25 protein-coding genes are annotated in these 23,629 nt (G+C 67.7%); 10 read left to right on the top strand and 15 right to left on the bottom strand.

Translation table 11 applies throughout. From position 1 onward, the window contains the following. Nucleotides 1–25: 25 nt before the first annotated feature. From V8246_RS16735 to V8246_RS16725, 3 genes are all read right to left on the bottom strand, one after another. The gene (locus V8246_RS16735) at nucleotides 26–1,237 is read right to left on the bottom strand and encodes a flagellin (protein WP_336190245.1); all 1,212 of its coding nucleotides are present in this window, start codon (nucleotides 1,235–1,237) and stop codon (nucleotides 26–28) included. Nucleotides 1,238–1,579: 342 nt separating this feature from the next. After that, on the bottom strand, nucleotides 1,580–2,146 hold the full coding sequence (locus V8246_RS16730; RefSeq protein WP_336190244.1) for a hypothetical protein: 567 nt from the start codon (nucleotides 2,144–2,146) through the stop codon (nucleotides 1,580–1,582). Then, nucleotides 2,130–2,984 carry a hypothetical protein gene (locus V8246_RS16725; protein WP_336190243.1) on the bottom strand — a complete coding sequence of 285 codons (855 nt, stop codon included), beginning with the start codon at nucleotides 2,982–2,984 and terminating at the stop codon, nucleotides 2,130–2,132. The genes V8246_RS16730 and V8246_RS16725 overlap by 17 nt, the downstream gene beginning before the upstream one ends. A gap of 165 nt (nucleotides 2,985–3,149) precedes the next feature. On the opposite strand from V8246_RS16725, the gene V8246_RS16720 reads away from it, so the two are divergent. Next, on the top strand, nucleotides 3,150–3,554 hold the full coding sequence (locus V8246_RS16720; protein ID WP_312770689.1) for a hypothetical protein: 405 nt from the start codon (nucleotides 3,150–3,152) through the stop codon (nucleotides 3,552–3,554). 172 nt (nucleotides 3,555–3,726) lie between these two features. Further along, nucleotides 3,727–4,680, top strand: coding sequence for a YafY family protein (locus tag V8246_RS16715; protein WP_312770687.1), 954 nt, complete (start codon nucleotides 3,727–3,729; stop codon nucleotides 4,678–4,680). 116 nt (nucleotides 4,681–4,796) lie between these two features. On the opposite strand, the gene V8246_RS16710 is transcribed toward V8246_RS16715, so the two are convergent. Both V8246_RS16710 and V8246_RS16705 read right to left on the bottom strand, forming a co-directional pair. Further along, nucleotides 4,797–5,423, bottom strand: a complete 627-nt coding sequence (locus V8246_RS16710; protein ID WP_312770686.1) for a TetR/AcrR family transcriptional regulator — start codon at nucleotides 5,421–5,423, stop codon at nucleotides 4,797–4,799. Beyond that, a complete protein-coding gene (locus V8246_RS16705; protein ID WP_312770685.1) occupies nucleotides 5,423–5,680 on the bottom strand; it encodes an acyl-CoA-binding protein in 258 nt (85 codons plus the stop codon). The genes V8246_RS16710 and V8246_RS16705 overlap by 1 nt, the downstream gene beginning before the upstream one ends. Before the next feature lie 152 nt (nucleotides 5,681–5,832). Between V8246_RS16705 and V8246_RS16700 the strand changes: the two genes are divergently transcribed. Continuing rightward, the gene (locus V8246_RS16700; protein ID WP_336190240.1) at nucleotides 5,833–7,821 is read left to right on the top strand and encodes an SDR family oxidoreductase; all 1,989 of its coding nucleotides are present in this window, start codon (nucleotides 5,833–5,835) and stop codon (nucleotides 7,819–7,821) included. A gap of 45 nt (nucleotides 7,822–7,866) precedes the next feature. Then, nucleotides 7,867–8,472 (top strand): hypothetical protein, encoded by a 606-nt coding sequence (locus tag V8246_RS16695; protein ID WP_336190239.1) that lies wholly within the window; start codon nucleotides 7,867–7,869, stop codon nucleotides 8,470–8,472. A gap of 36 nt (nucleotides 8,473–8,508) precedes the next feature. On the opposite strand, the gene V8246_RS16690 is transcribed toward V8246_RS16695, so the two are convergent. The 4 genes from V8246_RS16690 to V8246_RS16675 form a co-directional block, all read right to left on the bottom strand. Further along, entirely contained in the window at nucleotides 8,509–8,931 is a 423-nt protein-coding gene (locus tag V8246_RS16690; RefSeq protein WP_336190238.1) for a group II truncated hemoglobin, read from the bottom strand. Nucleotides 8,932–9,012: 81 nt separating this feature from the next. Continuing rightward, a complete protein-coding gene (locus V8246_RS16685) occupies nucleotides 9,013–9,960 on the bottom strand; it encodes a restriction endonuclease (protein WP_336190237.1) in 948 nt (315 codons plus the stop codon). A 240-nt stretch (nucleotides 9,961–10,200) separates the two neighbouring features. Further along, nucleotides 10,201–10,752 (bottom strand): phasin family protein, encoded by a 552-nt coding sequence (locus V8246_RS16680; protein WP_336190236.1) that lies wholly within the window; start codon nucleotides 10,750–10,752, stop codon nucleotides 10,201–10,203. A 94-nt stretch (nucleotides 10,753–10,846) separates the two neighbouring features. Next, the gene (locus V8246_RS16675; RefSeq protein ID WP_336190235.1) at nucleotides 10,847–12,091 is read right to left on the bottom strand and encodes a patatin-like phospholipase family protein; all 1,245 of its coding nucleotides are present in this window, start codon (nucleotides 12,089–12,091) and stop codon (nucleotides 10,847–10,849) included. Nucleotides 12,092–12,178: 87 nt separating this feature from the next. On the opposite strand from V8246_RS16675, the gene V8246_RS16670 reads away from it, so the two are divergent. Then, a complete protein-coding gene (locus V8246_RS16670) occupies nucleotides 12,179–12,895 on the top strand; it encodes a hypothetical protein (protein WP_336190234.1) in 717 nt (238 codons plus the stop codon). Nucleotides 12,896–12,897: 2 nt separating this feature from the next. Here V8246_RS16670 and V8246_RS16665 read toward each other — a convergent pair whose 3' ends face one another. After that, nucleotides 12,898–13,173 (bottom strand): polyhydroxyalkanoic acid system family protein, encoded by a 276-nt coding sequence (locus tag V8246_RS16665; RefSeq protein WP_336190233.1) that lies wholly within the window; start codon nucleotides 13,171–13,173, stop codon nucleotides 12,898–12,900. A gap of 99 nt (nucleotides 13,174–13,272) precedes the next feature. Between V8246_RS16665 and V8246_RS16660 the strand changes: the two genes are divergently transcribed. Beyond that, nucleotides 13,273–14,076: an FHA domain-containing protein gene (locus V8246_RS16660; protein ID WP_336190232.1), complete on the top strand. Its 804-nt coding sequence runs from the start codon at nucleotides 13,273–13,275 to the stop codon at nucleotides 14,074–14,076. On the opposite strand, the gene msrQ is transcribed toward V8246_RS16660, so the two are convergent. Together msrQ and msrP are read right to left on the bottom strand one after the other, a co-directional pair. After that, nucleotides 14,045–14,674 carry a protein-methionine-sulfoxide reductase heme-binding subunit MsrQ gene (gene msrQ, locus V8246_RS16655; RefSeq protein WP_336190231.1) on the bottom strand — a complete coding sequence of 210 codons (630 nt, stop codon included), beginning with the start codon at nucleotides 14,672–14,674 and terminating at the stop codon, nucleotides 14,045–14,047. The two genes, V8246_RS16660 and msrQ, sit on opposite strands and share 32 nt — an antisense overlap. 7 nt (nucleotides 14,675–14,681) lie before the next feature. Then, nucleotides 14,682–15,650 (bottom strand): protein-methionine-sulfoxide reductase catalytic subunit MsrP, encoded by a 969-nt coding sequence (msrP, locus tag V8246_RS16650; RefSeq protein WP_336190230.1) that lies wholly within the window; start codon nucleotides 15,648–15,650, stop codon nucleotides 14,682–14,684. Between the two features lie 202 nt (nucleotides 15,651–15,852). Here msrP and serC point away from each other — a divergent pair, with 202 nt between their 5' ends. The 3 genes from serC to aroA all read left to right on the top strand — a co-directional run bounded on the left by serC (nucleotide 15,853) and on the right by aroA (nucleotide 19,593). After that, a complete protein-coding gene (serC, locus tag V8246_RS16645) occupies nucleotides 15,853–16,938 on the top strand; it encodes a phosphoserine transaminase (protein WP_336190229.1) in 1,086 nt (361 codons plus the stop codon). A gap of 97 nt (nucleotides 16,939–17,035) precedes the next feature. Then, complete coding sequence (gene pheA / locus V8246_RS16640; RefSeq protein WP_336190228.1) at nucleotides 17,036–18,181, top strand: prephenate dehydratase; 1,146 nt, start codon at nucleotides 17,036–17,038, stop codon at nucleotides 18,179–18,181. A gap of 107 nt (nucleotides 18,182–18,288) precedes the next feature. Continuing rightward, nucleotides 18,289–19,593, top strand: coding sequence for a 3-phosphoshikimate 1-carboxyvinyltransferase (aroA, locus tag V8246_RS16635; protein WP_336190227.1), 1,305 nt, complete (start codon nucleotides 18,289–18,291; stop codon nucleotides 19,591–19,593). A 232-nt stretch (nucleotides 19,594–19,825) separates the two neighbouring features. Here aroA and V8246_RS16630 read toward each other — a convergent pair whose 3' ends face one another. Together V8246_RS16630 and V8246_RS16625 are read right to left on the bottom strand one after the other, a co-directional pair. Then, nucleotides 19,826–20,386, bottom strand: coding sequence for a TonB family protein (locus V8246_RS16630; RefSeq protein ID WP_336190226.1), 561 nt, complete (start codon nucleotides 20,384–20,386; stop codon nucleotides 19,826–19,828). 265 nt (nucleotides 20,387–20,651) lie between these two features. Continuing rightward, complete coding sequence (locus V8246_RS16625) at nucleotides 20,652–21,299, bottom strand: TonB family protein (RefSeq protein WP_336190225.1); 648 nt, start codon at nucleotides 21,297–21,299, stop codon at nucleotides 20,652–20,654. A gap of 111 nt (nucleotides 21,300–21,410) precedes the next feature. Between V8246_RS16625 and serS the strand changes: the two genes are divergently transcribed. Further along, nucleotides 21,411–22,691 carry a serine--tRNA ligase gene (gene serS, locus V8246_RS16620; RefSeq protein WP_336190224.1) on the top strand — a complete coding sequence of 427 codons (1,281 nt, stop codon included), beginning with the start codon at nucleotides 21,411–21,413 and terminating at the stop codon, nucleotides 22,689–22,691. Between the two features lie 193 nt (nucleotides 22,692–22,884). Here the strand turns inward: serS and V8246_RS16615 are convergent, their stop codons facing one another. Beyond that, on the bottom strand, nucleotides 22,885–23,619 hold the full coding sequence (locus V8246_RS16615) for a DNA alkylation repair protein (protein WP_336190223.1): 735 nt from the start codon (nucleotides 23,617–23,619) through the stop codon (nucleotides 22,885–22,887). Nucleotides 23,620–23,629: the final 10 nt, after the last annotated feature.

Raw genomic sequence — 23,629 nt, 5'->3', positions numbered from 1 at the left:
CGCCGTGCCGCCGGGGACGCTAGGTTCAGCCTTGCAACAAGCTCAATACGCCCTGCGGCGCCTGGTTGGCCTGGGCCAGCATGGCCGTACCGGCCTGCTGCAGGATCTGGGTGCGGGTCAGTTCGGCGGTTTCCTTGGCGAAATCCGTGTCGCGGATGCGGCTACGGGACGCGGCCAGGTTTTCCGAGCTGGTCTGCAGGTTGGCGACCACCGAGGTGAAGCGGTTCTGGATCGCGCCCAGGTCCGCGCGCGCGCCGTTGACCGAAGTCAGCGCCTTGTCCACCACTTCCAGGGCGCGTTGGGCGCCGGCGAAGGTGGTGATGTCCAGGCCCTGGACGAAGCTGTTCGTGGTGGCCAGGTCGCCGCCGTTGGTGCTGGTCTCGGTCAGGCCGAGGTTGGCGGCGGTGGACACCGTGGCGCCGGCGACGACCGGGCCGCCGAACGCCAGGGCGAACTCCTGCCCGCCCTTGACCGAGGTCAGGTTGATGACGCCGGCCTTGACCTCGGCGTACACGCCGGTTTCGCCCAGCTTGTTGTTGATGGCGGCGGCCGCGGCCTGCGTGATCGACTGGCCGGCCTTCACGTCGAAGGCGCCGATGTCGACGGTGGTCGCGCTGCCGCCGGTCGGCGTGACCGAGATCTGCAGCTGCGAATAGGTGGTGTCGGCGGCGGCCGCGTCGGTAGCCAGTGCCGTACCCGTGTAGGTGTTGGCGAACGTCACGCCGCCCAGGGTCTGGGCGCGGGCGTCGACCACCTTGTCGATGGCGATGGCCTGGCCGGCGTTGGCGCCCACCTGGAAAAGCTGGCTGGTGAACGTGCCGTCCAGCAGCTTGGTGCCGTTGAAGTCGGCCTGCTTGGCGACACGGTCGATTTCCGAGGTCAGCTGCTTGACTTCGGCGTTCAGTGCGGCGCGATCGGACGCGGAATTGCTGGCGTTGGAGGACTGCACGGCCAGTTCGCGGATGCGCTGCAGATTGTTGCCGATTTCGGTCAGAGAGCCTTCGGCCACCTGGGCCAGCGAGATGCCGTCGTTGGCGTTGCGCACGGCCACGTCCAGGCCGCGGATCTGGGTGCTGAAGCGTTCGGAGATGGCCAGGCCGGCGGCGTCGTCCTTCGCGCTGTTGATGCGCAGGCCAGACGACAGGCGCTGGATGGTGGTGGCCAGAGAGGCGCCGCTGGTGCTCAGGTTGCGCTGAGCGTTGAGCGACATCGTATTGGTGTTGATTACCTGTGCCATGTTCGTCTCCTCTTATTTGGATTCACGGCGTTGAAGGGAAAAGACGCTGCCGGTTTGTTTTGTTGGGCTAGTCGTCTTCGTGTTGCGAAATGAATAACGGCGCTGCCAAAAAAACCTTTAGGGCGGCTGCAAAAAAATGTGTTAGGCCCCCGGGAATCCCTGCAATGCAAGGGTGTGCGAGAGGCAGCAGAAACGTGACGTCGGCCCTAAAGATGGTCGGGAACGGGCCGTTAAGCCCGCTCCGCGGAACGGCCAGGGCACCGGCGCCGGCCCGTCGCGGGTAACGCGTGCGGCTTTAGCAGGAGGAGGGAAGCGTCGTTTGCGCTGCCCGCGCGCATCGGGTCACGGCGTCGGCGTGCGCCAGGCGTCGTCCGGATGGGTGAGCAGCGAGAGTCCGGGCATGCGGTACTCGCATCCGATCAGCGTGCGCTGTTGCATGCCGGGATGCTCGCCGGCGTAGACCACCAGCGCATGGAGATCATCGAGTGCGCCGGACAGCGGCGCCTCGCGACTGTCCGCCAGCGATTGCTCCAGGCGCATGCTGGCGGTATCGATGGGCGCCTCCACGAGCAGCAGCACGCGGTTGTCGGTGATCACGACGGCATCGCCTTCGTTGCCCCAGGCATCCACGGGCGTGTCGAGCCGGTAGAGATCCATCTTCGGCGTACTGTACTGGCGCTCTGTCTGTGCGAATTCGCCGGGTCTTTCGCGCCGCAGCCTGGCCAGCAGGCCGGCGATGTCGCCGGCCGCGGTCCTGCAGGTCAGGGCGTCCACCAGCGTATCCGTCGCCTGCACCGGCGACGATGGGGCAGGGGTTGCGGGCGCGACGACCTGGGCCACTGCCGTCGCGCTTGCGGCCAGCAAGGCCGATGCGAGCGCAAGGAGGGCGTTGCTATTCGATCTGCGCATTGGCATGCGCTGCGTCCAGCGCTTCCATGGCATCGTGCGGCTTCAGCTTGCCGGCCTTCTCGAAGGCTGCCGCAGCGGCCTCCTCCTTCTTGTCGCCGTGCAGGAGCAGCATCACGTTGGCGTACTCCATATGGGCGATGGGCGAATCCGGCGTCAGCTTCAGCGCGGTCTTGATATGCGACTCGGCCTCGCTCGCCTTGGCGCCGTAGGTCAGGCCACCGATCATCGCGCCGATCTTGCCGATGATCTCGGCGTGGTAGAGCGCCAGCGCGGTGTGCGCCTCGGCATGCTTCGGGGCCAGCTCGAGCGCGGCATCCAGCGAGATCCTCACCTTGCCGGCGATGCCCTGCTTGAGCGCCTTGGCGATGCTGATGCCCTGGCTGTAGCGGCCCAGGGCGAAGGCATGACGGTAATGGCTGTTCGCCTCGTCCGGCAGCGCCTTGACCGCCGCCTCGGCGAGCTGCGCCGCATGTTCGAACCGCTTGAGCTGCTCGGCTTCGTCGTCCACCAGATACGTGGCGTGGATGCCGAGCGCCTTCACCGCCACCGACGCACCGAGCGGCCCCAGCGCCTCGCCGGCCTCGTATGCCGCCCGGAAGTCGCCGCGGTGGAATGCGCGCCATGCGTCCTGCAGGCGCTGTGCAAGATCGTCGGCGGCGATGCCCTTGGCCGCCTTGCCCGCCGCGGCAATCAATGCCTTCGCGCGTTTCTCGTCGGGGTAGGGCTCCTGGTCGCCGGCATGCAGGGCCGGCCATGCCTTCTTCAGTGCATCGCCCGTGTAGGCATAGGCCTTGGCGTCGTGCGGAAACGGGGCCCACTTCGAGAATCTGGCTGCCATCTGTCGTCCCTCCCAGGATGTGGCGAGCATCGCCGCGAACGCGGTCGACAGGCAACCCCTACGGAATATGTGAGTGGAGCGGCCAATAGTGTGATTGCTCGACGCAGGCCGGACAGCATCGCGTCATGGAAGCCGGCCACCCGGGCCGGTATGTGGATGCCCGCTATGGCTGCCAAGAAGACTCGCCGCAAGACCCCTGAACCCACCCTGCGCCATCTCTGGCTCGCCGGCCTCGGCGTGGTTGCGGTGGCGCGTCGCCAAGCGCGCGGCGCCGCCGCGGAGGCGGGTCAACGCATCGACGCCGTGCGCCAGCAGGCCGCGACGTTCGCCCACGCGGCGCAGCGCGATGTGCTGGGCCGACTGGCGGATGTCCGGGAGCAGGGCGAGGCCCGCGTCGGCCAGTTCAGTGCCGACGTGGAGGCGCGCCTGCAACCGGTGCTGGTGAAGCTGGGCCTGAAGAAGCCCGCCCGCAAGGCGTCGCGCACCCGCAAGGCCGCGCCGGCGCGTACCAAGACCGTCCGCAAGCCGGCGGCGCGCAAGTCCGCGCCCCGTCGCAGCCGTCGCGCCTGACCCCTCACACCAGAGGGAACGTCGACGCCCCGGCTCGCCGGGGCGTCTGCGTCTTGGGCGCCGGGCGACGGCCGGTTCGGAACATCCGCCGCGCGTGCGCGCCAGGGATGGTGGGGCCGCAAGGAGCTTATCCAGGACAGAATCGGTCCTCAATTGGCCTGATACTGCGTCCATGCTCAGCACCTCCAACCGTCTGCTCCGCCTGTTGTCGCTACTGCAGTCGCGCCGCCACTGGACGGGCGCGGAACTGAGTCAGCGGCTGGACATCGACCGCCGTACGCTGCGCCGCGACGTGGAGCGGCTGCGGGAACTCGGCTATCCCATCGATGCCTCGCCCGGCCTGGGCGGCGGCTACCGGTTGGGGTCGGGCAGCGCGATGCCGCCGGTACTGCTGGAAGACGACGAGGCCGTGGCCGTCGCGGTCGCCTTGCGGACTGCCGCCGCCAGCGTCGGCCGCATGGAGGACACGTCGCTGCGGCTGCTGTCCAAGCTGGATCAGTGGTTGCCGGCCCGCCTGCGCAAGCGGGCCAGTGCCCTGTACTCGGTCACGCTCTCCCTGGCGGGCGGTGCGCCCACATCGGATGTCGACGCCCTGCTGCGCATTGCGGCGGCCTGCCGCGATGGTTTCCGGCTGCGGATGCAGTATCGCGACCGCAGCCAGCGCGCCAGCGAGCGGCTGATCGAACCGCTGCGGCTGGTGCATACCGGCAGCCGCTGGTACCTGGTGGCGTGGGACCTCAAGCGCGAGGACTGGCGGACGTTCCGCGTGGATCGCGTGCAGTCGCTCCACGACACGGGTACCCAGTTCCCGCCACGCGCGTTCCCGGGCGACGTGGCGGACTATGTGGCCAAGTCGATCACCCAACCCTTCACGCGCTACCAGGTGCGACTGCGGCTGCCCGGCTCCGTCGCTGAACAGGCCACGCGCGTGCCGCCGTGGTGCGGAATCCTGGAGGCCGGCGACGACCGGCACTGCATCCTGGAACTGGGCGGCGAATCCATCGACGCGCTGTTGGCGCTGCTGGCCCTGATCGGTCCGGACTTCGAGTTCGTCGACGACCGCGGCCTGCTGCCGGAGTTGCGCGCGGCAGCGTCGAGGCTGGGGAGTGCATTGGCGGCCGCTTGAGCGGGGCTTTCAAGGAAAGGCGGACGTAGAAAGGGCTTCAAGCCCGCTGCCTGCCGGTCGGTTTCACGATCCGTGGCACAGCGCAGGCTGAGTCGCCTTCTGCACAGGATGCGTGCCTAGGCGGTGTACGCCTGCGTGAGCGTGTTCAGGTGTACCCGTTCCGCATCCCGCAGGAAGGGGGCCACCAGCATCATCACCTGCACGATCCCCTGGCGGATGGCGGCCTGTTCGTCCTTCTCGCCGCGCGTGGATGCGTAGTTGAGCCAGAAGGTGGACACGACCAGCACGTTGGTGGCCGTGGCGGCCAGCTCCGCCGCCGAGGCGCGCATCACCCCCGCATGGCCCATGCCGCGCATCACCGCATGCGCGCTGTCGTCGGCGCGCCGCAGGATGCGCGCGAAGCGCATGCGCAAGCGCCGGTTTCGGCTGAGGATTTCCACCAGGTCGCGGTACAGGAAGCGGTAGTCCCAGATGCACTCGAACACCAGGTGCAGTTGCAGCCAGATGTCCTCAAGCCCGGGCAGACGGTCGGTGGGCGGCGTCAGCGCCGCGTCCATGCGCTCCTCGTACCGCGCGAAGAGCTGCTCGATGATGTCGTCCTTGTTGCGGAAGTGGTAGTACAGGTTGCCCGGGCTGATCTCCAGCTCGTCGGCGATATGGTTGGTCGTGACGTGAGGTTCGCCCTGTGAGTTGAACATCGCCAGGGCGGCGTCGAGGATGCGCTGGCGGGTATCGCGCGCCACTAGGCGAGAAGCTTCTTCACCAGGTCCACGTACTTCTTCTGGGCGTCTTCGGGCGCGGTGCCCTTGAGCTTGGCCCAGGCTTCGTACTTGGCGGTGCCGACGAAGTCGAAGAAGCCCGGCTTGTCTCCTCTCACATCACCTTCCGAGCCCTGCTTGTACAGCCCGTAAAGCCGCAGCAGCGTGTCGTTGTCCGGACGTTCCGACAGGTTCTGGATGTCCTTGGATGCTTGTTCGAATGCAGTCTTCAGATCGGCCATGGATGATCCCTCCCAGTGATCGAGTCCATCACACCACGGGTGGTGCAGGCGGTCAATCCGTGACGGGATTGTCGAAACGGGATGGCTCTGGCAAGTTACCGCGCAGGGCGGTCGGAGGGGCCGGCCCACACAACTTGAGGAATGGGGCAGTCATGAGCTATTTCGTCACCGGCGCCACGGGATTCATCGGTCGCTATCTGGTCGGCAACCTCCTCAAGCGTAGCGGGACGGTCTACGTACTGGTCCGCAAGGACTCGCAGAAGAAGTTCGACGCCATCGCGAAGAAGGCGGGTTGGGACATGAAGCGCGTGACGGTGGTGCACGGGGACATGACCAAGCCCCGGTGCGGCCTGACCCCCGCCCAACTGCGCACGCTGACCGGCAAGGTGAAGCACTTCTTCCACCTGGCCGCCATCTACGACCTCACCGCCAGCCGGGAAGCCCAGCAGGCCGCCAACATCGATGGCACCCAACATGCACTGGACCTGGCAGCCGCGCTGAAGGTGGGCTGTTTCCATCACACCAGTTCCATCGCCGCCGCCGGCCTGTATCCGGGCATCTTCCGCGAGGACATGTTCGAGGAAGCCGAAGGCCTGGACGACCCCTATCTGCGCACCAAGCACGAATCCGAGGGTCTGGTGCGCCGGGAGAAGCGGATCAAGTGGCGCATCTACCGCCCGGGCATGGTGGTCGGTCACTCTAAGACGGGCGAGATCGACAAGATCGACGGGCCGTACTACTTCTTCACCCTCATCAAGAAGCTGCGCGAACTGCTGCCGCAGTGGGTGCCGGTGCTCGGTATCGAGGGCGGGAGGATCAACATCGTGCCGGTGGATTTCGTCGCCGATGCGATGGACCACATCGCGCACAAACCGAAGCTGGACGGGCATACCTTCCACCTGACCGATCCGGAGCCGATGCGGGTGGGCGAAGTGCTCAACACCTTCTGCCGCGCCGGCCATGCGCCGGAGATGACCATGCGCATCGATGCGCGCATGTTCGCCTTCGTGCCGGGCAGCATCCGCATGGCGGTGGGCAACCTGCCGCCGGTGAAGCGTTTCATCGGCATGCTGCTGCGCGACTTCAAGATCCCGAAGGAAGTGCTGAAGTTCATCACCTATCCCACCCGCTTCGACAGCCGCGAGACCGAGCGTGCGCTGAAGGGCAGCGGCATCGCCGTGCCTCGCCTGGACGACTATGCGTGGCGCCTGTGGGATTACTGGGAACGCCACCTGGATCCCGACCTGTTCATCGACCGCTCGTTGAAGGGCAAGGTGCGCAACAAGGTGGTGGTCATTACAGGCGGATCCTCCGGCATCGGCCTGTCCACCGCGCAGCGTGTAGCCGAGGCGGGCGCCATCACGATCATCGTGGCGCGCGGCGAGGAGGAGCTGTTCAAGGCCCGCGACGAGATGAAGAAGGCTGGCGGCAAGGTGTTCGCCTATACCGCGGACCTGGCCGACATGGCCGACTGCGACCGCCTGGTGAAGACGGTGCTGGACGAACACGGCCATGTCGATGTCCTCATCAACAACGCCGGCCGCTCTATCCGCCGATCCATCGAGCTGAGCTACGACCGCTTCCACGATTTCGAACGCACGATGCAGCTGAATTATTTCGGCAGCCTGCGGCTGATCATGGGCTTCCTGCCGAAGATGACCGAGCGCCGCAAGGGCCACATCATCAACATCAGCTCGATCGGCGTGCTGGCCAACTCGCCGCGCTTCTCGGCCTATGTGGCGTCGAAGGCGGCACTGGACGCGTTCAGCCGCTGCGCGCAGGGCGAGCTGTCGGGCAAGGGCATCAGCTTCACCACCGTCAACATGCCGCTGGTCAAGACGCCGATGATCGCGCCCACGAAGATGTACGACAGCGTGCCCACGCTGTCGCCGGAGGAGGCGGCCGACCTGCTGGTCAAGGCGATCATCGAGAAGCCGAGCCGCATCGCGACCCGCCTGGGCATCTTCGCAGCGCTGGTCAACGCCGTGGCGCCGAAGGCGTACGAGGTGGTGATGAACACCGCCTTCGAACTTTTCCCGGACTCGGCCGCGGCCAAGGGTGACAGCAAGGCGCTGAAGGACGAATCGCCCAGCCAGGAGCAGATCGCGTTCGCCGCGCTGATGCGGGGCGTGCATTGGTAGTGGGCGATGCAGATTTCCTGGGCCAGGGCACTCAGGCTGGGTTGCATGCTCCTGGTGGGTACCGTGGTCGGCGTCTCATGGCTGGCATCTCGCATCTTGGACGAGCGCGATGTCTGGCTGGCCGCATGGACCGCAGAGGGTAAGCGTGCCGCGGCGAGATCCGAGATCGAAGGAGACTTGTTGGGCAAATTGCCCCCGACGCAGACCATGGCCTGCGCGTCGCAGGACTGGGTCGTCGTCCTGGCTGCCCGAGGCTGCTTCGACAGCTCCGTCATCCACGCAAGATCATCGAAGGACGGGGGCGAGGCACGCTTGAGGCCTTCGAAAGGTGTCGGATATCGCTGGAACGGCAGATTTCATCGTGATATCGACATGGCCTTGACTAAGCAGCAATCCGCGCGCTTCCGCGATTTGGCGATGCGAGCATTGGCGCTGCCTGATGCGTACAAGGCAGGTTGCACAGGATTTCCATGCCTGCGATCCGGATTCGCTGCATGTGTCAATGGTGACTGGCGGTCGGCCTATGGTCCGCCGGAGCGATTCGGCACAGGAGATCGCACGGAGCCGGGGGACGAACTCTGGTCGGAGGCTTTGGTGATACTGCGGGTCGAGACGGCGCTCGACCCGGACGATTATGTAATTTGCATGTAAGCCGTTTCCCGGTGGCGTGGTCCGGGCCGGAATTCTTTAGCCTTCGTTCGCCCACCTCAGCGGCACCGCCTGCAGGTTGCGCATGTGCAGCGCCAGCGGCTCGATGCGCGACCACATGAAGTCGCGCAGGTGGGCGTCTTCGACCGTCTCGATCATCGCGCCATGGAAGCAGGCCAGCCAGCCGCTGGCTTCCTCCATGCCGATCCGGAAGGGCAGGTGGCGCGCGCGCAGCATCGGGGCGCCGTGCTTCTGCGTGAACAGCGGTGGGCCGCCGAGCCAGCCGCTGAGGAATTCGAACAGTTTCTGCTCGCTGCCCTCCAGCGACGGCGGGTGCTGCGCGCGCACGGCAGCGGCCTCCGGCAGGGTATCCATCAGCGCATACATGCGCTGCGTCATCCGGCGCAGGCCGGCTTCGCCGCCGATGCGCTCGTAGGGCGTGGGGTCGGGAACGTCGCTCATGGGATCGGCATGCGGCAGGGCGGTGGCGGGATCATCCCGTTGTACGCGCGTCAGCCACAGCGACGGAACGTCGCAGCGGCGTCACAGGGTCTTGCACTGCCGCCAGCGCACGGGTTCGCTGCTGCCGGGAGGTGGGTTGAGCTGCACACGGCTCGTACGCAGTGCAGGGTAGCGTTCGAGTTCGCTGCAGATCCGCGGCCAGACGTCCTGCCCTCCGGCCGCAAGGTCCACGCTGAGGGTCAGTTTGGTCTGCCACACGCCGCGCGTGACGCCGGGGGTCCTGGCGAGTGCCTTGAGCACCTCGCGCATCTGGATTTCCAGTTCTTCTTCTGTGGGCTCGCGGAACGCCGCGGGTTGTGCCGGCGCCGGTGCAGGGATCGCAGGACTGGACGCCGGCGACACGGACGATGCGGCACCCGGGGCCGAGCGGGCCGGCGCAGGGGGGGCGGGCCAGGCGGCCATGGCCAGGGCGCCCATGGCCACGGCCCCGAGCCAGGCGATGCCGATGTGACGCTTGGCGCGGGCGGCAGCGTAGTCGACCACTTGCTCGCGCAGGCCCGGTTCGATCAGGTCCACCACTTCGGGCCATAGGCGCGGGCCGTCCAGCAGTTCGATGGTGTTGCCCTGGGCGGCGTCGCGACCTTCCTTCTCCACATTGCCTTCGGTCGCCAGGATGCCGCCGTGGGCTGCGCCCAGGCGAATGCTGGCGGCGAGTTCCTGTACCGGTGCGGCCGCGATCCGGTAGGCCGAACCATGCTTGCACGAGAGCAGCCAGCGTTCGTCGCCACGGGTGAGCAGGAAGGTGGACTGGGGCTCGCGGCTGTCCTGGGGGTCGGGGCTGGCTTCTACCAGTCCGCGGCGCGCCATCGCGGCCAGGACCAGTTTCGAGAACTCGCGCCAGCGCAGCCCAGACAACGCATGGAGACCGTAGGACATCTCATCGCGGGGGCGGCGGACCAGCCAGAAATAGGCGGTAGCGGCCGCGCCACTGACGAGCGTGACGGCCAGGCCAAGGAACCAGATGGACATGCGGCGCGGGGCGTTGTTGTTATTCGACCGGCCATTCTACCGGCCCATGCCTGCGGCCGTCTGTGGCGGCCCGCCGCGCGCCGCGTGGCGGAATGAAGGAGCCCGCCAGTCCGAAGCCGTAAGGGGAGGGGAGCAAACGAACTTCGGTGGACTGGCGGGCTGGAATGATTGTTACGCCATTGGATGGTGCCGCGCAACAAAAAAATGTTCAGGAAAGCGCACAGAAAAGCCCATGCGACCTTATGGTGCGACCTTCTTGCGCGATGCACGCTTGGCGGGCGTCTTCTTCGCGGCCGGCGCCGGCTTTTTGGCGGCGGGCTTGCGCGCCCGTGCCGGCTTCGCGGCCGGCACGCCGCCCAACTTGCGCAGCTCGGCGTTCAGGGCATCGACGCGATCGATCAGGGCGGACAGGTCCTCGCGGCTGGGCACCTCGAGGCGGCGCAGTGCGCGATGCACGCGTTCCTCGAACACCTTTTCCAGCCGGTCCCAGGTGTCGGACGCACGTTCGCGCGCCTGCCCCACGGTGCTTTCCACCGCATCGCGCATGGCCTGGGCCTTGCCCCCGGCGGTCTTGCGCGTGATCTGCTCCAGCGACAGGCCTTCCTTGACCAGGGTCTCGAACAGCTTGGTGCCTTCGGCCTGCGCGCGTCCGAAGGCGCCCACCCCGGCCAGCCAGACCTGCTGGGCCGACTCGCCCAGACGCTTGGACAGCTGCTCGGCCTGAGCCTGCAGGGTTTCGTTGCTGGAAGCGGGAGCGGCTTTCTTGCGTGCGGATTTCTTCAGCGTGGCCATGGCGTTCCGTCAGTGGGTGGTGTGGGGATTGCGCGCCAGAATCGGCGTCGCGTCTAGAGTTTTCACACCAGCGGGCGGCGCAACCGCAAGCGCATCACGAATGACGGGCCGCGCGGTGGCGGGACACCAGCTGGTCGACGTCGTCCAGCGCACGACGCAGGCGGGCGGTGGTCTCGGTCATGCGCGGCGCCACGTCCAGACCAGCGAGGATCGACCGGTTGCGATCCTGGACGATGTCCTCGTTGTAGCGGATGCCGTGTGCGGCCAGCATGGGCTTGAGCGCGGCCGCGCGCTTGCGCAGGTCGGCCAGCGTGTTGCGATAGGCGAGCTGGCAGACCCGGTGGCGCGAGGAGAAGCTGAAAAGGTTGGTGAAGAACAGTTCGCTGTCGTCCGCGTTCGGCTCGAACACCAGCTGGTCGATGTCGGGGTACCGCAGCGGGTACTTCTCCATGCCGATCTGCATGCGCGACTGCAGCAGAGTCCGCAGCGTCTGCGAAAGCACCGCGGGCAGTCCGCCGCTGGCCAGGCCGACCTGTTCGGCCTGGTCGGCCTGGGGTGTCGCCTGGTTCGCGTCGAACGGGACCAGCGGGTTGATGCCGATCATCAGGTCGATGCCGCGGTCCAGTACGGTGCTGGCGTGCATCGTGCGGCGCAGCGCGCCGTCCAGGAAGTGGCGACCACCGATCTCCACCGGCGGATACAGGCCGGGCAAGGCGGAACTGGCCTGCACCGCGCGCGAAATCGGGACGTCGTCCCAGCCCGGCTCGCCGAAGCGCACGGCCTCGCCGCTGTCCAGGTCCACCGCCACCACGAACAGGTCCGCGTCCAGCGTTCGGAAATCGTTGCTGCGGCCGCGCCGCGTGAAGATGTCGCGCAGGAAGCGTTCCACTTCCTGATTGTCGAAGATCCCGGTGGGCACCAGGCCTCCGAAGCGGAGGAAAAGGTCCGACCAGCGCGTGGCGCGGTGCGGGCTGCGCAGCAGGCGGGATACCCAGTCGGCGTACAGCCCCGGCAGGCTGGCCGCCCGCCGCAGGTACTCGCCCACGTTGGGGCGAAGGAAGGTCTCGGGTCGGAACTCCGCGTCGTCGCTGGTGCCGGTGATGAAGATGCGGCACATCTCGGCCGTGCTCATCCGGTTGGCCAGACCGGCGGCCAGGAAGGCGCCGGAGCTGACCCCCACGTAACAGTCCATGCGGGTCAGGTCCAGGCCGTCCAGTGCTTCGTCCAGGGCACGCAGGGCTCCCAACTCGTACATGCCACCGATGGGGCCGCCGCCGGCGATCGCCAGCCCGATCTTGCCGTTGTGGCCCCGCTGTCGCGCACTGTGAATCGAGAGCATGTACTACCCGTAGTGACCTTGCTGCCCGAGTGTAGCCGACCGGCCGCCGGGTTGCGGCGGTCTCCCCCCGCCCGGATCATGGTGCCCATGGCTCGAGCAAATCCGTTGATCGCACGCGTGGGCAGGCGACTGGAATGGCACCAGACAGCGCACGATCCCGTGCGCGAACCGCGCAACCGCCTGCGCTGGCTGCCGGAGGTCAGGCGCTGGCAGGCGGCCAGGCTGGAGACCAGCTTCGCCCACTTCCTCGCCGATCCCACCCGCCGCGCTGCGGCGATGTTCTTCCTGACCGATGTGTACGGCGACCACGATTTCAGCGGGCGCGACGCCAACGTGGCCAAGGTCATGCCGATGATGCAGCGCCTGCTGCCGGCCTCCGTGCTGGAGACCGTGGCCCACGGCATCGAGTTGGGCGTGCTGACGCATGCGCTGGACATGCGCATGGCCGAGACGCTGCACACGCTGGCGCCCCAGCGGCGCAGGCTGGACGCCGAGCTGTACGGCCAGGCGTATCGCGAGGTGGGCCTGCGCCGCCTGCGTCGGCACCAGATCGACCTGATCGCTGAGGTCGGCGTGGGCTTGGCGCAGGCGGTGAAGACGCCCGGCGTGGCCACCTTGCTGAAACTGTCGCGCGGGCCGGCCCGGGCGACGGGCCTGGGCGACCTGCAGGGCTTCCTTGAGCGCGGGTTCGCCGCCTTCGCCGCGCTGGGCGACGGCAAGGCCTTCGTGCGCGATATCGAACGCGCCGAGCGTGCGGTCTCGCGCCGGTTGTTCGCCGCGGACCCGGATCCCTTCCGGGACTGACCTCAGTCGAACTTCTCGCTCAGGACGCGACGGATCTCCGCCTCGATCGGGCCCTTCATCGCCGACAGCAGGAAACCCAGGTTCGCGGTGACCCGCAACGTGTCGGCGAGCAGTGCGATCTTGCCGTCCACGCCGGAGCGGCTGAAGTTCAGCGTGTCGCCATCCCAGCCATAGTCCATGTCGAAGCGCTCGGAGAGCTTCTTCGCCACGCCTTCGATGGCCTTCCGCGCCTGCGCGGGGGTCTTGGAGTGCGGGTGCTCGATGTCGATGCTGGCCATGCATAGGCTCCTGTGGCGTAGGGCTATTCTGCGTGGCCATGCCGTGCGCTGCCAAGACGGCTATCACGGCCGGGCGGCAACCTGATAGGCTCCCGTCGCGTGCAGAACCTCAGACTTCATTTCAGCAACCGCCCTGCGCCCGACCGGCCGCTCAGCACCGGCGTCCACCGCATCGTGCGAGAGGCCGCCGGCACCATCGGTGTGGGCGACGCGCTGCAGGGTGCGTTGCTGGCGCAGATCTGCGTGGATCGGCGCGGCCTGTGGCTGCAGGTGGCCAACGGCATGCGCGGGGTGCACATCAACGGCCGCCCGGTGAAGCGGATGGCGCTGCTGCGGCCTGGCGATGCGGTCTACGTGGAAGGCGTGGAGCTGCTGCTGCAATCCGGGTTCGGCTCGGCCGCAGAGGTGCGCGACAGCGACGCAGGCCAGGGCGACGCCCGGGTGGTGCTGCGGGGCGTCGGAGGCAAGTATCACGGCAGGAGCGTGTCGCTGGAGCACCCGCGTATTGTCGGCCGCGCGCGCGAGGCGGACATCCGCGTCGACGATCCGGCCTTCGCCGATCGGCATGCCCGGCTGGAGCTGCGCGGTGACCGCGTTCTGCTGCGCGACCTGGGGTCGGCCGAGGGCACCCGCGTCAACGGCATGGCGGTGCGCGATGCGTTGCTGGCCGCGGGCGACCAGGTGGTGTTCGACGCCCAGCACCGCTTCGTGCTCGAGGTGCCATGGGCCCCCAGTGCGCGGACGGAGGAGTCGGCATCGCTGGACGATGCCGGCCAGACGCCCGCGGAGGGCGGTGCCCCGCCGGCAACGAAAGCGTCCGTTCGGCGTTGGCCGTGGCTGCTGCTGGCGGCCGTCCTGATGGCGGCTGCGCTCAGCGCGCTGCTGCTGTTCGGCGCCGGCTGAGCGATTTCCACAGGCGCCAGCCCAGCAGCGCCGCCAGGATGCCTGCATACAGCAGCGGCTCGCGGATATCGGATTTCACCAGCCACCAGAAGTGCAGCACCGCCAGTACGCCGATGGCGTAGACCAGCGTGTGCAACTGGCCCCAGCGCCGGCCGAGGCGCCGCATCCACCCCTGCGTCGAGGTGATCGCCAGCGGCACCAGCAGCAGCCAGGCGGTGAAGCCCACGGTGATGTAGGGGCGCTTGACGATCTCTTCGAATATCTGCGTCCAGTAGCCGCGCAGGTCCAACGCCAGGTAAACCCCCAGGTGCAGGCTGGCGTAGAAGAAGGCGTACAGGCCGGTCATCCGGCGGAAGCGCAACAAGATCGGCTGGCCGGTCAGCTGGCGCAGCGGCGTGATCGCCAGTGCCACCATCAGCAGGCGCAGCGCCCACAAGCCTGTGCGGTGTTCGATCTCGGCCACCGGATCGGCGCCGAGCGCGTCGCTGCCATTGCGCCAGACGTCGTGGAATTGCCATGCCAGGATCGCCAGTGGAGTCAGGGCCAGCGCGTGGACCAGGGTCTTGGCGGCGACCAGGCCGGCGGATGCCTTGCGCATCGTCAGGTCAGTACCACTTCTTCAGATCGAGACCCGCATACAGCGAGGCGACCTGGTCGGCATAACCGTTGAACATGCGCGTGGGGATGCGCTCGGCGAACAGCTTGCTCTGGGTGCCGGCGATGCGCCGCTCGGTCTTCTGGCTCCAGCGGGGATGGTCCACGTCCGGATTGACGTTGGAGAAGAACCCGTACTCCGAGGGCTGCAGGTCGTGCCAGGCCGTCTCCGGCATGCGTTCGACGAACTTGATCTCCACGATCGACTTGATGCTCTTGAAGCCGTACTTCCACGGCACCACCAGCCGCAGCGGCGCACCGTTCTGCTGGGGCAGCGGTTTGCCGTACAGCCCGGTGGCCAGCAGGGTCAGCGGATGCATGGCTTCATCGATGCGCAGGCCCTCGCGGTAGGGCCAGTTGATGGACCGGTAGCGCACGCCCGGCATCTGCACCGGATCGGCCAGGGTGGTGAAGGCCACGTACTTGGCCTTCGAGGTGGGCTCGAACTTCTTCAGGACCTCGCCCAGCGGCACGCCCAGCCAGGGGATCACCATCGACCAGCCTTCCACGCAGCGCAGCCGGTAGATGCGCTCCTGCGGCGCCAGGCCCTTGATGAGGTCCTCCAGCGCGATCCTGCCGGGTTTGGCGCATTCTCCTCCCACCACCACCGACCACGGCGAGGTCTTCAGCGTCTTGCGCGCATTCGAGGGATCGGCCTTGCCGGTGCCGAACTCGTAGAAGTTGTTGTAAGTGGTGACGTCCTGGTAGCGGGTCAGCGTCTCGGTCGTCCGGAAGCCGGAGCGGGCCTGTTCCGGTGTCACGGTGACCTTGGGCGGAGGCGGAGGTTCGGCCTCGGCGCAGCCGGCCAGCGCCAGGGCCGGTGCAGCGGCGAACGCCTGGAGCAGGCGGCGGCGGTCCCGGTAGACCGACTCGTCGGTGATCTGTGAGGCGGGAATCCGCAGGGCGTCGCGCAGGGACATGGACATCTCCGTGAAGCGGGGGGTGTTGGTTGGACGTTACCCGCGCCAGAAAATTCCCGCGGCGGCACCCAACGTCCAGCCTATACGAGCCGGGACGAGCGGAGGATGCGGCGAGTCCGGGATTCATGCCCATGCGTCCGCTTCGTTGCCCCTGCAACTGATGCGCTGCGGCATACTAAGGGTCCTCCTGTTCAGGTGTCCCATGACGCGCGCGTTCAACTTCAGTGCCGGTCCCGCCACCTTGCCCGAATCGGTCCTGCGGCAGGCGCAGGCTGAGATGCTCGACTGGAACGGCGTTGGTGCGTCCATCGTGGAAATCAGCCACCGCAGCCAGGACTTCATCGCCGTGGCGGCCGAGGCCGAAGCCGACTTGCGCAGGCTGGTCGGCATCCCGGACGACTATGCCGTGCTGTTCCTGTCCGGCGGCGCCACCACCCACCAGGCCCTGCTGGCGCTGAACTTCGCCGCGCCCGGCCAGGTGGTCGATTACGTGGTCACCGGACACTGGGGCAAGACGGCGATCAAGCAGGCCAAGCCGTACTGCACGGTCAACATCGCCGCCGACGGCGAGGCCGGCGGCTTCCACGACATTCCGCCACGCGACAGCTGGAAGCTCACGCCCGATGCGGCCTACGTGCACATCACCGCCAACGAGACGATCCACGGCGTCGAGTTCCGCGATACCCCGGACGTCGGCGAGGTGCCGCTGTTCGCCGATTTCAGTTCGTCCATCGCCTCCGAGCCGCTGGACGTGTCGAAATACGGCGTGATCTATGCCGGTGCGCAGAAGAACCTGGGCCCGGTGGGCGTGGCGGTGGTGATCATCCGCAAGGACCTGTTCGAGCGCAGCGGCCAGCCGCGCGCCGACATCTTCGACTACCGCTCGCACGCCGCGCGCGACTCCATGCTCAACACGCCGCCGACCTGGAACTGGTATCTGGCCGGGCTGGTGTTCAAGTGGATGCTCGCCGAAGGCGGCGTGGAGGAGTTCGCGCGCCGCAATGCGCTGAAGTCGTCGCTGGTCTACAACGCCATCGATGCCTCCGGTGGCTTCTATCGCAACGAGGTGGTGCCAGCGGTCCGGTCGCGGATGAACATCCCGTTCTTCCTGCCCGACGAGACCCTGACCTCGCGCTTCGTGGCCGAATCCAAGGCGGCCGGACTGCTGGCGCTGAAGGGCCACAAGGCGGTCGGCGGCATCCGCGCCTCGCTGTACAACGCGCTGCCGGTGGAAGGTGCGCAGGCGCTGGTGCAGTTCATGCAGGATTTCCAGCAGCGTAACGGATGATCAAAGCTGATGTAGGAGCGACGTGAGTCGCGACCGCCCACCTTCAGGTCGCGACTTACGTCGCTCCTACAGAGAGCTTCCCCAGGAAACCAGAAACATGGCCTCCAAGCCCAGCAAATCCAGCAAGAAGCCCGCAGCCAGCAAGAAGGCCGAAGCCACGCCCGCTCCGGCCCTCTCCGACGTACGCGCCAAGATCGATGGCATCGACCGCCAGATCCAGTCGCTGATCGCCGAGCGCGCGCGCTTCGCCCACCAGGTCGGCAAGGCCAAGGGCAAGCTGGCTGCCGCGGTGGACTATTACCGTCCCGAGCGCGAGGCGCAGGTGCTGCGCATGGTGGTGGACCGCAACGAAGGCCCGCTCAGCGACGAGGTGCTGGTGCATGTCTTCCGCGAGATCATGTCCGCCTGCCTGGCGCAGCAGGAGCCGCTCAAGATCGGCTACCTCGGCCCGGAGGGCACGTTCAGCCAGCAGGCGGTGCTCAAGCACTTCGGCCGCTCGGCGCACGGTCTTCCGCTGGCCAGCATCGAGGAGGTGTTCCAGGAGGTGGCCAGCGGCAACGCCGACTTCGGCGTGGTGCCCGTGGAGAACTCGGGGCAGGGCACCATCCAGATCACCCTGGACATGTTCCTGACCTCGGACCTGAAGATCTGCGGTGAAGTCGAGCTGCGCGTGCACCAGTTCCTCATGTCGCGCACCGGCCGCATCGACGACATCGAGCGCATCTATGCGCACCCGCAGTCCTTCGCACAGACCGCCGGTTGGCTGCGCGCCAATCTGCCCAAGGTCGAGAAGGTGCCCGTGTCGAGCAATGCCGAAGGCGCGCGCCGCGCCCGCGGCAGCGACGACGCCGCCGCCATCGGCGGCGAGAGCGCGGCGCACGTGTACGGGCTGAAGAAGGTCGTCATGAGCCCGATCCAGGACGACAAGGACAACACCACGCGCTTCCTGGTGATCGGCCGCAGCATCTTCCCGCCGTCCGGCCACGACCGTACCTCGGTACTGGTCTTCATCCACGACAAGCCGGGCGCGTTGTTCGACGTGCTCAGCCCGTTCGCACGCCACGGCATCAGCATGAACCGGATCGAGTCGCGGCCCTCGCACCACGCCAAGTGGGAGTACGGCTTCTTCATCGACCTGGCCGGACACATCGACGACGAGGCGATGAAGCAGGCGCTGGCCGAACTGAAGCAGCATTCGGCGCAGATCAAGGTACTGGGGTCGTATCCGGTTGCGGTGCCCTGAAAGCCGGGATTCGGGCGTAGGGATTCGTGATTCGCCGCAACATCGATCACGACCCAGTCCGCCCGATGTACCGAATCTCCACTCCCGAATCCCGAATCTCGATACTCATGAAACAAGACTGGATCGCCTCCGCCGGCCAACCGCTGCACGGCACCCTGGACATCCCCGGCGACAAGTCGGTGTCGCACCGCGCGGTGATGTTCGCTGCGCTGGCCGATGGCACTTCGACGATCGACGGCTTCCTGGAAGGCGAGGACACTCGCGCCACCGCCGCGATCTTTTCGCGGCTCGGGGTGCGGATCGAAACCCCGTCGCCCTCGCGTCGCGTCGTGCACGGCGTGGGCGTCGATGGCCTGAAGGCGGCGGAGGGCCCGCTGGACTGCGGTAATGCCGGCACCGGCATGCGCCTGCTGGCCGGCCTGCTGGCCGCGCAGTCGTTCGACAGCGTGCTGGTCGGCGACGAATCCCTGTCCAGGCGCCCTATGCGCCGCGTCACCGGGCCGCTGGCCACGATGGGTGCGCGCATCGATACCGAGGAGGGCGGCCTGCCGCCGCTGCGCATCCACGGGGGCCAACGGTTGACGGGCATCGACTACACGCTGGACGTCGCCAGCGCGCAGGTGAAGTCCGCCGTGCTGCTGGCCGGCCTGTATGCGGAAGGCGACACCATGGTGCGCGAGCCGCATCCCACCCGCGACTACACCGAGCGCATGTTGAAGGCGTTCGGCGTGGAGATCGAATTCTCGCCCGGATTCGCGCGCCTGTGCGGCGGTCAGCGCCTGAAGGCGACCGACATCGCCGTGCCGGCCGATTTCTCCTCGGCGGCGTTCTTCCTGGTCGCCGCCAGCATCATTCCGGGATCGGAACTGCGCCTGCGCGCGGTCGGACTGAACCCGCGTCGCACCGGCCTGCTGCAGGCGCTGTGCCTGATGGGCGCAGACATCACCGAAGAGAACGCCAGCGAGCACGGCGGCGAGCCGGTGGCCGATCTGGTGGTGCGCCATGCGCCGCTGCGTGGCATCGAGGTGCCGGAAGCGCTGGTGCCGGACATGATCGACGAGTTTCCCGCGCTGTTCGTCGCGGCCGCAGCCGCGGATGGCCCCACGGTCGTGCGCGGCGCCGCGGAGCTGCGGGTGAAGGAGTCCGACCGCCTGGCCAGCATGGCCAACGGCCTGCGCGCGCTGGGGCTGCGGGTGGATGAGACGCCGGATGGTGCGACGATCTTCCCGGGTCCGCTGCAGGGCGGCGCCGTGGATTCGCATGGCGACCACCGCATTGCGATGGCGTTCTCCATCGCCGGCCAACTGGCTTCAGGCGAGGTGCGCATCGGTGATGTGGCGAATGTGGCGACCTCGTTCCCGAACTACGACGCACTGGCAACGGGTGCGGGGTTCGCGTTGCGGAAGGCTTGACGCTGCCGTTTCCTGTAGGAGCGACGTAAGTCGCGACCGCAGCTTGGGGGCTCCAGCGTGCTTTCGTTCGTCACTTGCGGCTCCAGGGACTTGTTGAAAGGATCCGGGTGCCGACGAATCCCGGTCGCGACTTGCGTCGCTCCTACAGAAAGTCATGCGAAAAAAGGGGGACGCCTTGCCCGCGTCCCCCTTTCCTTTCCTCGTCAGCTCCGTATCGGGCGCGATGCAGCGCTTAGATGGGCTTGAAGTCCACCGGCACCTTCACGCTGGTGGCGATGGCCTTGCCGTTGCGCATGGCCGGCTCGAAGCGCCACTGGCGCACGGCGTTCACCGCGGCGCGGTCCAGGTCGCGTTCGCCGCTGCGTTCCACCACGCGCACGTCCACCGGATTGCCCTGGGCGTCGACCTCGGCCAGCACCACCACCGTGCCACCGACGCCGGCACGCAGCATCGCGGCCGGATACTTCGGCTCGGCATTGCCGGCCATCGGCCGAGCGTCGCGGCTGATGGGGGCAGGGCGGGTGACGGGCGCACGCTCTGAGCGCTTGCGCTCATTGGTGGCCGCAGCTCGCTCGCTCGCGGGCGGGTTCGCATCATCCATCATCGGGGCGGGCAGGGCAGCCACCGGGGCTTCCGTGGCCCGCCGCGATTGCGTCCACCAGACCAGCGCCGCGGCCGTCACCGCAAAGGCCAGCAGCATCAGCAGCACGGGCGAAGTGGAACGTCGCGGTTCCACCGTGGTGTCTTGCACGGTGTCTGCCGTACGGTATTCGTTGTTCGTGGGCATCGACATGTGAACCTCCGTTGCGCGTTGTGGGTTTCGCGTTGGAACGGGGCCGAGTTTTCGCGTGGCGATGTTGACGATGCGTGATTTCGCAGTGGAAAGGGCCAGTCTGAGTTCAGGTAGTGGAATCCGTATTCACGCGTGTGCAGACGGCGTGCATGCGACCGGCGCTTATGCGTCGCACCGAGACGCGTGGGACATGACGACGCGTCCTGGTTTTCAGGCGGGGTTCTACGTGCGCCCTGGCGGCATCGTGCGCGATGCCGGCACCGCATCACCGTATCTTGAAATCGATCGGCACCGTCACCGCACCGGCCACGGCCTGGCCATCGCGCTGCGCCGGCTGGAAGCGCCACTGGCGCACGGCGTCCACCGCGGCGCGATCGAGGTCGCGCGAGCCGCTGCGCTGGGCCACCTCGACCGAGGTCGGCACGCCGTCTGCGCCCACCTCCACGCGCACCAGCACCGTGCCCTGGTCGCCGTTGCGCATCGCCGCCGGCGGATAGTCGGGTGGCCGACTCTGACTCGAAATGGGCACCGGCACGTCGCCGGGCGCCAGGGTCACGCCGGGAGCGACCGGGGCCGTGGCTTCAGGCGGGGTGGGGGCCGCGGCTTCCGGTACCGGCGTCGGCATCGGCTTTTCTTCCACCAGCTGCGGGCGTTCATCGCTGGCGGCACGGGGCGCCGGCTCTTCCATTCCGCTGGCCCCGTCGCCGGTGGACAGCGGCTCGGGTAGCGCCTCGACCGGCGCGGCCTTGCCCGGCAGGGTGGGCTGCGCGGTGTAGAAACCGTCGTCGCGCCCGGCCCACCACACGATCAGGAACAGCACCAGGCCCACGCCGAAGGCGATGGCGGCGTTGCGCAGGGCGGTGCGGGGCAGGCGGAAGGTGAAGTGGGATTCGTGCGGTTGCGGGGCCGACATGGGGATCACCGGTGAAGTCGCGCCGATTCTTGCACAGCCGGGGTTAACCGCGCGGGCAGGCGGTCGCAGATGGGCGATAATGCCGGCCTCCCTCGCCAGACCGCTGTTTCCATGCTTGATCCCGTCCTGCTCCGCACCCAGCCCGCCGAACTCGCCCAGCGCCTCAAGGAGACCCGCGGTTTCGACCTGGACGTGTCCCGGATCGCCGACCTGGAGGCCGCCCGCAAGCAGATCCAGAAGCGCACCGAGGAGCTGCAGAACCTGCGCAATACCCGCTCCAAGGCCATCGGCCAGGCCAAGGCCAAGGGCGAGGACGTGTCCGCGCTGATGGCGGAAGTGGCCGGCTTCGGCGACGAGCTGAAGGCCTCGGAAGTGAAGCTGGACGAGATCCGCGCCGAGATCGAAGGCATCGCCCTGGGCATCCCCAACCTGCCGCACGCCAGCGTGCCGGTCGGCAGCGACGAGGCCGGCAACGTCGAACAGCATCGCTGGGGCACCCCTCGCACGTTCGATTTCCCGGTCAAGGACCATGTGGAACTGGGCGCCCGCCACGGCTGGCTGGACGCCGACACCGCCGCCAAGCTGTCCGGCGCGCGCTTCACCGTGCTGCGTGGCCAGCTGGCCCGCCTGCACCGCGCGCTGGCGCAGTTCATGCTGGACCTGCACACGAACGAACACGGTTACGAAGAGACCAGCGTGCCGGTGATCGTCAACGCCGATTCCATGCGCGGCACCGGCCAGCTGCCGAAATTCGAGGAAGACCTGTTCGCCACCCAACTGGGCGAGCACAAGCGCTACCTCATCCCGACCTCGGAGGTCCCGCTGACGAACATCGTCCGCGACGAGATCCTCGACGACGCCCGCCTGCCGCTGCGCATGACCGCGCATTCGATGTGCTTCCGTTCGGAAGCCGGCAGCGGCGGCCGCGACGTGCGCGGCATGATCCGCCAGCACCAGTTCGAGAAGGTGGAACTGGTGTCGATCACGCGCCCATCGGAGAGCTACGACGAGCAGGAGCGCATGACCCGCGCCGCCGAGACCGTGCTGGAGAAGCTGGGCCTGCCGTACCGCCGCATGCTGCTGTGCACCGGCGACATGGGCTTTGGCGCCGCCAGGACCTTCGACCTGGAAGTCTGGCTGCCGTCACAGGACACCTACCGCGAGATCTCCTCGTGCTCGAACTGCGAGGATTTCCAGGCCCGTCGCATGCAGGCCCGCTGGCGCAACCCGGCAACCGGCAAGCCCGAGCCGGTGCACACGCTCAACGGCTCCGGCACCGCCGTGGGTCGCGCGCTGATCGCGGTGATGGAGAACTACCAGAACGCCGACGGCTCGATCACCGTGCCGGAGGTGCTGCGTCCGTATATGGGCGGGGCCGAACGGATCGCCTGAGGTATTGAATCCTTCTCCCCGCGAGCGGGGAGAAGGTGCCCGACGGGCGGATGAGGGGCGCTCTTCGCGCAACATTATCCGCGCCTTGGTGACAGGCGAACGTTGAGCGTTGATCGTCACGTAAAGGCTCAGTCTCCGCTCGCCCCTCACCCGCCTTCGGCACCCTCTCGCCGCGAGCGGGGCGAGGGGAGCATCAAGTCGTCTTCGTGCGTCCCTTGGGGGCCTTCGCCACGTTGGCGCGCACCGTTGCGCGGCCCAGATCGCGCAGCGCCTCCTTGCCGATCCGGCGCCGCGTCGGGTCGTCGGACGCCGCCAGTCGGGTGGCCAATCCCGTCGCCTCCGCATGCAGCGCCACATTGCGGTGGCCGATGGCCCGCAGCGCCCAGCTCACCCCCTTGCTGACGAAATTGCGTGCGTCGCCGGCGGCTGCGTCCACGTGGGCCAGTCCGGTGAGGAAGGGGGCGTCGGGCGTGTGGCGGTCGTGCACCGCCAGTCCCGCCAGCAACGCGAACGCCGCGCGTTTCTCGAACTCGCCGCGCCTGCGTGACCACGCCTCGATCCGCCCCCACGCATGCGGGCTGCGGTCGAACAGGTGCAGGCACAGCGTGTCGCAGACCGCCCAGTTGTCGAACTGCCGGCACCAGCGGTCCATCTGCGTGACGGTGAGCTGCGCGGGGTCGGCGACGAAGGCGACCAGCAGGCGTGCTTCGTAAATGCCGCTGTCCCATAGCGGCTGCGCCAGGGCAGGCTGGCGACCGATGCGTTTGCCCAGCGCCTGGATTTCGCGCATGGGGACGCCGAGGGCGTGGGTGTCGGGGATGCCATAACGCGCCAGCCCGGCGCGATGGGCAGGGCTGGCGGCGTTCTTCAGCAGGGCGAGTGCCCGTGCCGGTTCGATGGAGTCGGGCGGAGACTTCTTCGGGGCCATCATCGGGGTG

It is taken from the genome of Pseudoxanthomonas sp. F11, from assembly GCF_037046485.1.
Classification (GTDB): Bacteria; Pseudomonadota; Gammaproteobacteria; order Xanthomonadales; family Xanthomonadaceae; genus Pseudoxanthomonas_A.
Note: the sequence above shows the minus strand (reverse complement) of the source record. Positions and strands in the feature narration are given on the sequence as shown.